The organism is Mesorhizobium sp. M0037 (assembly GCF_040323635.1).
Lineage (GTDB): Bacteria > Pseudomonadota > Alphaproteobacteria > Rhizobiales > Rhizobiaceae > Mesorhizobium.
On the sequence record NZ_JAMYVB010000030.1, the window covers coordinates 36,789 to 45,815 of the forward strand.

The window sequence follows — 9,027 nt, forward strand, 5'->3', positions numbered from 1 at the left end:
CCCAATCCGCCGCGCGTTAACACATTCAGCAGCCTTTGCTTAACTCGTCGCCGCTATGTCCCGCCCCGGGGAGGCATGGCGAGAGTGAGTGTGATGGACAACAACCCGGAAAAGCGCAGCGAATGGCGCGCCATTTTTTATGTGCAGGCCCGCGTGGCCATCCTGTTTGTCCCGGTCGTCGCCAGCCTTCTGATCATTGCCGCTCTTGCCGGCAACGACCACAGTTCCGACGCCCTCGACCGCACGGTTACGGGCTCGGTGAAATAGCGGCACGGCCGTCGGCTTGCCTGCCCGGGAACGGCCGCCTCAGAAAAACTTCGGGATCGGGCCGTTCTGCGGCGTCACGTCGCCTTCCAGATCGATGAACGCCTCGTCGACAAAGCACCAGGCCCAGCCTTCCGGCGGGTCGTAGCCTTCGATGATCGGGTGCTTGGTGGCGTGGAAATGCTTGGTGGCGTGGCGGTTGGGCGAGTCGTCGCAGCAGCCGACATGGCCGCAGGTGCGGCAGAGCCTGAGATGCACCCACATCGAGCCGCTCTTCAGGCATTCCTCGCAGCCGAGCGCGCTCGGCGTCACCGTCTTGATGTCGCGCGTGTGTTTGCATTCATCCATTATGCTCTCCTGGCCAGTTCGGGCGCTGCTGCGTCGGGTCGCGCGAGATAGGCGTGCAAGGCAGCCACCACCTGGGCGCCTTCGCCGACGGCGGCGGCGACCCGCTTGACCGAGCCGGAGCGCACGTCGCCAATGGCGAACACGCCGCTGCGGCTGGTCTCCATCTGGCCCGCCCCTATGTCGGCGCCGGTGCGCACGAAGCCCCTGGCGTCGAGCGCGATATCGCACCCAGCCAGCCAATCGGTGTTGGGGTCGGCGCCGATGAACAGGAAGAGATGCTGGATCGGCCGCATCTCGACGCCGCCGGGGTTGCGCCAACGCAACTGGGTGAGATTGCCGCCTTCGCCTTCCAGCGCCTCGATCTCGGTCTCGCCAAGCACCTCGATGTTGGGTTGCGCCTCGATACGCTCGACCAGATAGCGCGACATGGTTTCCCTGAGGCCGCCGCGGCGCGCCAGCATCGTCACCTTGCGCACCTGGCTGGCGAGATAGACCGCCGCCTGCCCCGCCGAATTGCCGGCGCCGACCAGCGCCACTTCTTGCCCTGTGCATAGCCGCGCCTCGATCGGCGAGGCCCAGTAATGCACCGACGTGCCCTCGAACTCGGCCAGCTTGGCGATGTCGAGGCGGCGGTAGCGCGCGCCGCTGGCGATCACCACCGTGCGTGCGCGCAGGCTTTCACCGTCGCCGACGGTAAGCGTGTAGCCCTCGCCTGCTGCACCGAGCAGCTTGGCCTCGTCGGGGATGACTATTTCGACGCCGAATTTCTGCGCCTGGTTGTAGGCGCGCGCCATCAGCGCCATGCCGGAAATGCCGGTGGGGAAACCCAGATAGTTCTCGATGCGCGCGGAGGCGCCGGCCTGGCCGCCGAAGGCGCGGCAATCGAGCACGATGGTCGACAGCCCTTCGGATGCCGCATAGACCGCGGCCGCCAGCCCCGCCGGCCCGGCCCCGACAATGGCGACGTCATAGACCATGTCGGGATCGATCGGCCTCAGCAGGCCGATGCAGCGGGCAAGTTCGGTTTCGCCGGGATTGTGCATCAGCTTGCCGTTGGGGCAGAGCACGATCGGCAGATGGTGCGGGTCAACATGAAAATGCTCAATCAGCGTCTTGGCGCACGGGTCGCTGTCGGAATCGAGCGCGCGGTGCGGCTGGCCGCTGCGGCGCAGAAATCCCTGCAGCCGCAGCGTGTCGCCATTGCCGGCCGGGCCGATGACGACCGGCCCGCTCGAGCCGCTTTCCAGAAGCCCGACGCGGCGCAGGATCAGCGCCCGCATGATCCGCTCGCCAAGGCTTGCCTCCTGCACCAGCAGGTCGCGCAGCCGCTGCGAGGGGATGACGAAGGCCTCGACCGGCTCGGCCGCCTCCGCATTGACCAGCGACGGCCGGCTGGAAAGCTGCGCCAGCTCGCCGATGAAATTGCCGGGACCATGAGTGACGATGGTCTCGCGCCGGCCGGGCCTGGCATCCTGGGTGATATCGACCGTGCCCGACAGGATGACGATCAGCCCCGGCGCCACGGTGCCGGCGGTGACGATGTGCTCGCCGGCGGCATAGGAACTCGCCTCGCCGAACCGGCGCATGCGCTCGATATCGGCGTCGCCCAGGATGGGAAACATCTGGTCGCGGCGGGTGACGGTGATCGGCTGGGTGGGTGGGGCCATAGGTGCGAGCGTAGCGCCACGGCCGCCGGGTTTGAAGTGGTTTGTTGGGGGACTGGCCGGAAGGGGAGGTGGCTCCCGCGCCAGCTGGTTCGGAGCTTCGCATGGCCCCGCGCTGCAAGGCAAACAGCGCGCCGACCAGTGCGACCTTTATAAGGGCGAGCCCGAGCAGTACCGCCAGCAGTCCTCGCTCACCAGTATGCTGCAAGAGCAGCGCGCCGACGGTCGGCGCCGGGCTATCGCGTTACGCCAAGCGCCTGAGGTGCGGTGGTATCCTCGGGCTCCCCGAAGGCAGATCGTGGCGAAATCCCATTCGTCACATCTTTGTAGAGCGCTATCGGATGCGGGCGCCCCACCAGATATCCTTGGATTTCGGGACATCCTTCCTTCATCAGGAAGGCACGCTCGTCCTCTGTTTCGACACCCTCCGCGATGACAGGCAAGGTCAGCGCATTCCCCAGGCTGAGTATCGTGCGCACGATGGCCGCCGATTGGACATTCGAACCGACACCCGAAACAAAACTGCGATCTATCTTGATCTTGTCGAATGGAAACGCCTGCAACGAGGACAGCGAGGCATATCCCGTGCCAAAATCATCCATCGAGACCCTGACGCCCAACGCCTTCAACCTCCGCAAAACCGACAAGGCAGTTGCCCGGTCGCGGATGAGAACCCCTTCCGTGATTTCCAGTTCCAGCCGCCCTGGAGCAAGGCCGGTCTCGTAGAGGATAGAGTGAACGAGGCCTACCAGGTCCCCGAAACGGAATTGCACGGGAGAGAGGTTCACGGCGATCTGCAGCGGTGAGGGCCAGGAGGCCGCGTCTCTGCACGCCTGCCTGAGCGTCCATTCACCTATCTCAACGATCGTGCCATCCTGTTCGGCAAGCGAGACAAACGCGTTTGGGGAGATGAGCCCATGCTTTGGATGGTGCCATCGGGCGAGTGCCTCGAAGCCGAAGATTTCGCCGTCCATCCTGGCTTGCGGCTGATAATGAAGCACAAGTTCGCCATGGGCGACCGCAGAGCGCAAATCTCGCTGCAAGGCGTAGCGCTCTCTTAGCCGCTTATCCATCTCAGGATCGAAGAATTGCACCATTCGACGACCGTCCGCCTTGGCCCGGTAGAGCGCTGCGTCGGCATTTGCCATCAGCGCCGCTGCATTCTCTCCGTCTTTCGGATAGATCGCCGCCCCGATGCTCACCCCGATCGAAATGTGCTGGCCCCGGATTTCGAATTTGCCTGCCGCCGATTCGAACAGACGGTCCGCAACGTCCTTGGCACTCGCGGACCGGTCATCCATGGCCAGGACAACCGTGAATTCGTCGCCACCCATGCGCGCGATAAAGGCCTCAGGCGCCGCGGTTTGGAGACGCCGGGAAATGGTGCAAAGCAGATCGTCGCCGGCGGCGTGCCCGAAAACGTCGTTCGCCTCTTTAAAATGGTCAAGGTCGATGCTGAAGACGGCAAAGCTGGCGTGCGTTGCTTTTGCGCGCTCGAGCGTCGTGGCCAGGTGTGCTGCAAGCGCGGCTCGGTTCGCCAGGCCGGTAAGCGGATCGTGGTGCGCGAGATGCGCGATTTCCTCGTGCCGTGCCATCAGTTCGGTGCGCGCTACGTTCATGTTCTCGCGCGCGTCGTCCAGGCCGTGGGCGGCTTCCCTCACCTTGTCCTGGAGCAGGTTGAAGCTTTCGGCCATCTCTCCAAGTTCGTCACGAGAGTTTACCGTAACCGGCATGATATTCACGGAGGCATGCGCCGCAGCGAGGTCTCCCCGCCCCAGGGCGACCATGGCGAGAGAGAAATCCTTCAGCGTTCCGGATGTCAGACGCTTTGCCGCGTTGCTCACCTCGGTCGCCGAATGGGTGATCATTCCCGGCAAGATCAGGCCAACGCTGATGGTCAGCAGCGCGACAACGACAAAAATGTCCTCCAGCGCGGCTACCAATGAAGTGTCGCCTTGGGGAACGCTGCCGATCGCCAGGAAATAGCCGGCACCGTCAAGCACGAGCACAAAAAGCATGGCTCCGGTAAGCTTCAGGTGAAGCGTATGTGGCAGCAAGGGTAGACCGAGTGCGTATCGATCCTCCATAGCGCGCCAGGCGTAGAGCGCAGCACCCGAATATGCCAAAGCCAGACCGAACAGGACGGTAGGAAGGCCAAATTGCTGAAATCCCAGTATGGCGGTCAACAGCCATATTGCAGCCGCGCCTACGCCAAGGATGATCGTTCCCCTGGGAGCCCGGAAGGGTCGCTCGGCTTCGGGACTATCACGGCGCAAGAGCCAGACTGCGATGTTTGGCATGCAGATGCTGATCAGGTACGTAAAATTGGCCGCGGCGATCATCCAGAGCGGATACCCGCACAGCATGAAGCCGATTGCCGCGGCAGCTGTGAGCAGCGTTGCCGCCCAGGGACAATCTGTTGAGGTGCGCCTGGCCAGGAAGCTCGGCAGCAGGCCGTCTTCGCTCAGCTGCGCAAGGGTCCGCGCGGCGCCTGCCAATGGCTGCAACGTTCCATGGAACATGTTCAGCATGATGAGCCAGATGGCGGCCGCCTTGCCGAAACTCCCCAACAAGGGCGCAAAGGTGGGCCCGAGAGCTATGGCGAGGTCGGTGCCGAGCGGCTCCGGCCCGAGCACACCCAGCCAGACAACCGGCAGGACCAGGAAATAGACGCCGGCCATTGCGGCGCTGGCCCACATCGCCAGAGGAATGTTGCGGTTGGGATCGATGGTTTCGCCAACATGGCAGGCTGCAGCCTCAAATGCCGGTGCGGCAAACCCGATCAGGTACAGTCCCGCCATCACCGACGTGATATCGCCGAACAGGCCGGTAAACGGGCTGGTCAGGGCAAAATCCGTCGCCTGCCGCCAGTCGACCGAGCCACTGATGACCGGGACGAGGGATGAGAGAAACGCAAGCGTCGCGGAGGCAGTGGCGATCGGGATCGCCAGTTGGACCACCCACTTGATTCCACACAGGTTGACCGCCGTAAAGAATGCGATGAGCCCGCAGGCGACCGCCTCCACGGGGAGGCCCGGCAGGTACCATTGCTGGATTGCAGACGCTGAAAGAACCGCTGTCAGTCCGCAGGTCGGCACCCAACCCCACCAATAGCAGGTGCCCGTCAGAGCCGAGAGAACGGGACTGTAAGGTCGGAAGGCTTCGGCGCACGCTGCAGAGATACCGCCGACGCGGTTTGGCCACATGAGAACCAATTCGGTCCACGCAGGCGCGGCGGCCCAGCCTAGAAGCAGACCAACAACGAGCAAAGGAACCGCAGCGCTTCCTTGACCGGGAATATTCCCCTGACCGACAAAAAGGGCGGCAATCAGAAACAGGCTTTGATTGCTGCCACCCATGGCGAGCGCTGTCGTGCCCATCCATCCCAAGGTTCTCGGGTGCGGTCGTGAAGGCGTGAGGCCCGGCATTCAGAGACATCCATTCGAGTGCGGAGCGCTGTCTGACTGGCGAATGTAACCTGCGGAGATATGTCTGTCGAACGTCGCGCTCCCGAAGTCAAAGTTGGACCTTAGGTGAGACGTATTAAGACTTCGTACCAAACCAGATCCGCCCGATGATCGCTGTCAACTTGCGGTAGCTGCGGTTCAATCATGCTGATGCCGGCCCGAATGGATCGATCTCCTCCGATCCGGGATACATATCAATTTTATCTAATCGCCCACTATGAGGGATAGTCGCGAATACAGCCTAATATTGATTATTATCGACAAATCTCGTGATTGCGGGGCGCCATCATTCGAAACGGCGGCTGAAGTCGACTGTAGATCGCTAAGCACATTGACCGCTGTTGACTTCGTACCTCGCCATCGTGGGGGCAAGCACCGAGACTTCACGCCGTGCCTCAAGTTGGAGCTAACTTGTGCGAGCACGCCGCATAGCCCCGCGTTGCAGGGCAAACAGCGCGCCGACCACGCTGGGCGCGGCGGTCGGCCTTGGCGCGCTGGTGGGTCCTTCCCAGGCCGGCGCCCGTACGGTCGATATGGCGATCGCTCGCTACCATCATCCGATCTGCACCAAACTGGCCTCGGTGACATTTCTGACCATAGGCGTGGCGACGCTCTGGACCGGCCTGCCCGGTTCTGCCGGCCGCGGTGATTTTCTATGGCGCCCGCATCGGCTAGCATGGCCGAGTATCGTCACATGCGGCGACATGGTGTTCTGGACGATGCTTGAGCGCGACGCGACCTCGCCAGCGGGCACGCCTTCGACGCCGGCCCGTAGCAGGAATGTGTTCAGCACCAGAACACTTGGGATCAGCGTTGCGGGAGCCTGCACACGTGAGTACTCCGCCTCACAAGCCTTCCGGCTGGTCCTCGAGGACGAACGACGCTGCAATCAGGTCATCGCCGCTGATGCGGCCACTGCCGCCAACCATGATGGATGCGACTTTCTGAAAGGTCTTCATGTCGGCCTCTGTTATGCGCGCATCGCGCATTCTCGCCCTGAGAGAACCCAAGCGGGTATCAAGGGCTGGCGATGTCTCGACGTCATCGATCATCTTCGATCATCCTGGAGCGCAATGTGAAATCCGCTGCCCGCCGCCATGGCCGGCGGCGGGCGGCAGCTATTCGATCAGTCGTAGACCTTCACAATTTTCCGGGTGCTGGGATCGACCAGGACGGTGCGGTTGTCGACCACGACGTAGCGGTATTTGACGTTGGGAACTTCGTGCAGCTCGACCGTATCAGGCAAGGCACTGCCGACGTTCAGCTCCACGCCCGGGATCTTCACCGAAGCCAGCGGCTGCTTTTTTACGTATTCGCGGACGACCGTATCCTGCTCCGGTGTGATGACGACATCCTGAGCTGCGGCGCTGCCGACGCCAGCCAAAAGCAACAAGCCTGCAGCGGCACTTGCAAAGTGGATTTTCATGGTTTTCTCCTCGCGTAATCCGGCGACGGCACCACGCCTGTTCGCCGAGGGACCGAACTTGAGATCAGCCAGATTGTTCCTGTGACTTCAGTCTGCGGCGAACCAGACCAAAGTCGGATATCAGCTAAGACCCAAGTCCCGAGGCGGAACGTTCAAGTGGGGCAGGCGTTTCCCAAATGCAACTAAATAAAACAGGAGAGGAACACATGGCCGACGGCCCAACTGTTGTTAATTCTGGTGGTGGTGGCGGCACTGCGATTGCCGTTGTTCTTGCACTTATTGCAGTCGTAGTATTGCTTATTTTTACCGGCGTCATCAATATCCGCGGCGACGGCGGCAAGGATATCAACGTCAAGGTTGAAGCGCCAAAGGTGGAAGCTCCGGCTGTACCCGCAAAGCCTGCGGCACCTGCCCCAGCCCCTGCGAGTGGCGGCTGATCTGCTCGTATCCACGCTTCCGAACTGACCTATGAAAAGGAAATTCCCATGACTAAATATTTCGTCAGCGCCACCGGCGCCCTCCTCCTTATGGCGGGCATCGGCACCTCGTTTGCCGAGGACGTTATTGTTCTCAAGCCCGAACAACAGACGGTCGTTCGCGAATATATCCATAAGCAGAAGCTGGCCTCAGTCAGTTTGCTCGGCGTCGAACTCAATGTCGGCACGGCACTTCCAGACACTGTCGAGCTCCACGCAATCGACGTTCCGGATGTCCGCTACAAGTATACGGTTGTCGGAGATCATGCGGTTCTCGTCGATCCCGACACGCGCAAGGTCGTGCAGATCATCGAATAACGCGCGAGCCCGCCGCTCCGGTCTGGAGCGGCGGGCTGTGGCTGCCCTGTGAAAGTCTACGGGCAGCCTTTTCTCAACGGGAGGATGTCTGATGTTTAGCGACAAGGAAACTTGGGTCCTGGAAGCTGCCTTACTCGCGGCAATTCCAATTTGCGTAGCCGTCACCGCACTCGTGGCATTTTTGACCGCGGCCTGGATATGAACCGCTTCCTCTTTGTGATGGGCGACTTTCTATCCCGGCCACCGGGCTTCTATGTCCTTCTTGTAGCCATGCTGCTCTGTACTGCGTTGGTGCCATTCGGCCTGACGAATGTGGTCACCTACGCATTGTCGGTAGCGGCCATCGTGATCACCGGCGTTGTGCTGATCCAGGGTTACCGCGACACGGCCGCCATTCACGCCAAGCTTGATGAGATTATCGTTTCGCTGAATGAGACCAGAAACGATGTCGTCGGCTTGGAGCATGCCGAGCCGGAGGAGATTCGGGAGAAGCTCCAGACACTCGAAGAAGAAGCAATGAAAGCGGTTCGCCCGCCGCATTGACCCTCCGCTGGACTATCTGTCATCCATCAGCAAAAAAGCCCGGGAACCGGGCTTTTTTGCTTCGCGTCTAAATCATTTCGGACTTATCCGAAACGGGAATTTGGTGCCCAGAAGAGGACTCGAACCTCCACTCCTTGCGGAACACGGACCTGAACCGTGCGCGTCTACCAATTCCGCCATCTGGGCTGGTGCGGGCTCATGTAAGCGGGCAAACGATATGTGTCAACGCGCTTTTTCGAGGGCCGCTGCCTGCCGGCTTAGTTTCCCGGGGGTCAGCGCCGCCCCTCACCCGCTTGCCGGCATCCTCTCCCCGTTCAGTGACGGGAAGAGGGGCGCTCTCATCGATGAATTTTCGCCAGTCACCCGCGTCACAAGAAGAGCGCCGAGGCTGCGGCCAGCCCTTTCTCTCCGTCACTATACGGGGAGAAATGCCCGGTGTCCGAACCGGATAGATAGGTAACAGAATGGACCGATAGCATGGGTGACAGTTTTCTTGTCCGCCGGAGGACCGGCGATGGTTT

At 61.6% G+C, this 9,027-nt stretch carries 9 protein-coding genes and 1 tRNA gene; 4 read left to right on the top strand and 6 right to left on the bottom strand.

Annotated elements, in window-relative coordinates:
- The first annotated feature begins 75 nt into the window (after nt 1-75).
- Entirely contained in the window at nt 76-267 is a 192-nt protein-coding gene (locus tag NKJ78_RS29330; protein WP_196814852.1) for a hypothetical protein, read from the top strand.
- A gap of 39 nt (nt 268-306) precedes the next feature.
- Here the strand turns inward: NKJ78_RS29330 and NKJ78_RS29335 are convergent, their stop codons facing one another.
- The 5 genes from NKJ78_RS29335 to NKJ78_RS29355 all read right to left on the bottom strand — a co-directional run bounded on the left by NKJ78_RS29335 (nt 307) and on the right by NKJ78_RS29355 (nt 7,169).
- The gene (locus tag NKJ78_RS29335) at nt 307-612 is read right to left on the bottom strand and encodes a UBP-type zinc finger domain-containing protein (protein WP_023672079.1); all 306 of its coding nucleotides are present in this window, start codon (nt 610-612) and stop codon (nt 307-309) included.
- Nucleotides 612-2,279 (bottom strand): FAD-dependent oxidoreductase, encoded by a 1,668-nt coding sequence (locus NKJ78_RS29340; protein WP_023740229.1) that lies wholly within the window; start codon nt 2,277-2,279, stop codon nt 612-614. Before NKJ78_RS29340 ends, NKJ78_RS29335 begins: the two co-directional genes overlap by 1 nt.
- Before the next feature lie 233 nt (nt 2,280-2,512).
- On the bottom strand, nt 2,513-5,704 hold the full coding sequence (locus NKJ78_RS29345; protein ID WP_084014401.1) for an amino acid permease: 3,192 nt from the start codon (nt 5,702-5,704) through the stop codon (nt 2,513-2,515).
- An 884-nt stretch (nt 5,705-6,588) separates the two neighbouring features.
- A complete protein-coding gene (locus NKJ78_RS29350; protein ID WP_023681214.1) occupies nt 6,589-6,795 on the bottom strand; it encodes a hypothetical protein in 207 nt (68 codons plus the stop codon).
- A gap of 74 nt (nt 6,796-6,869) precedes the next feature.
- Nucleotides 6,870-7,169, bottom strand: coding sequence for a DUF1236 domain-containing protein (locus tag NKJ78_RS29355; RefSeq protein ID WP_023740232.1), 300 nt, complete (start codon nt 7,167-7,169; stop codon nt 6,870-6,872).
- Nucleotides 7,170-7,345: 176 nt separating this feature from the next.
- Between NKJ78_RS29355 and NKJ78_RS29360 the strand changes: the two genes are divergently transcribed.
- The 3 genes from NKJ78_RS29360 to NKJ78_RS29370 all read left to right on the top strand — a co-directional run bounded on the left by NKJ78_RS29360 (nt 7,346) and on the right by NKJ78_RS29370 (nt 8,506).
- On the top strand, nt 7,346-7,606 hold the full coding sequence (locus NKJ78_RS29360) for a hypothetical protein (RefSeq protein ID WP_245263031.1): 261 nt from the start codon (nt 7,346-7,348) through the stop codon (nt 7,604-7,606).
- Between the two features lie 48 nt (nt 7,607-7,654).
- On the top strand, nt 7,655-7,963 hold the full coding sequence (locus NKJ78_RS29365) for a DUF1236 domain-containing protein (RefSeq protein WP_023710337.1): 309 nt from the start codon (nt 7,655-7,657) through the stop codon (nt 7,961-7,963).
- A gap of 198 nt (nt 7,964-8,161) precedes the next feature.
- A complete protein-coding gene (locus NKJ78_RS29370; RefSeq protein WP_023672069.1) occupies nt 8,162-8,506 on the top strand; it encodes a low affinity iron permease family protein in 345 nt (114 codons plus the stop codon).
- A 101-nt stretch (nt 8,507-8,607) separates the two neighbouring features.
- Here NKJ78_RS29370 and NKJ78_RS29375 read toward each other — a convergent pair.
- A tRNA-Leu gene (locus NKJ78_RS29375) sits at nt 8,608-8,692 on the bottom strand.
- Between the last annotated feature and the right edge of the window lie 335 nt (nt 8,693-9,027).

Bases quoted from the DNA above. Each gene is read 5' to 3' on its own strand.
- NKJ78_RS29350 (WP_023681214.1), bottom strand. From the start codon at position 6,795: ATGATCGATGACGTCGAGACATCGCCAGCCCTTGATACCCGCTTGGGT.
- NKJ78_RS29360 (WP_245263031.1), top strand. From the start codon at position 7,346: ATGCAACTAAATAAAACAGGAGAGGAACACATGGCCGACGGCCCAACT.
- NKJ78_RS29330 (WP_196814852.1), top strand. From the start codon at position 76: ATGGCGAGAGTGAGTGTGATGGACAACAACCCGGAAAAGCGCAGCGAA.
- NKJ78_RS29365 (WP_023710337.1), top strand. From the start codon at position 7,655: ATGACTAAATATTTCGTCAGCGCCACCGGCGCCCTCCTCCTTATGGCG.
- NKJ78_RS29370 (WP_023672069.1), top strand. From the start codon at position 8,162: ATGAACCGCTTCCTCTTTGTGATGGGCGACTTTCTATCCCGGCCACCG.
- NKJ78_RS29345 (WP_084014401.1), bottom strand. From the start codon at position 5,704: ATGCCGGGCCTCACGCCTTCACGACCGCACCCGAGAACCTTGGGATGG.
- NKJ78_RS29335 (WP_023672079.1), bottom strand. From the start codon at position 612: ATGGATGAATGCAAACACACGCGCGACATCAAGACGGTGACGCCGAGC.
- NKJ78_RS29340 (WP_023740229.1), bottom strand. From the start codon at position 2,279: ATGGCCCCACCCACCCAGCCGATCACCGTCACCCGCCGCGACCAGATG.
- NKJ78_RS29355 (WP_023740232.1), bottom strand. From the start codon at position 7,169: ATGAAAATCCACTTTGCAAGTGCCGCTGCAGGCTTGTTGCTTTTGGCT.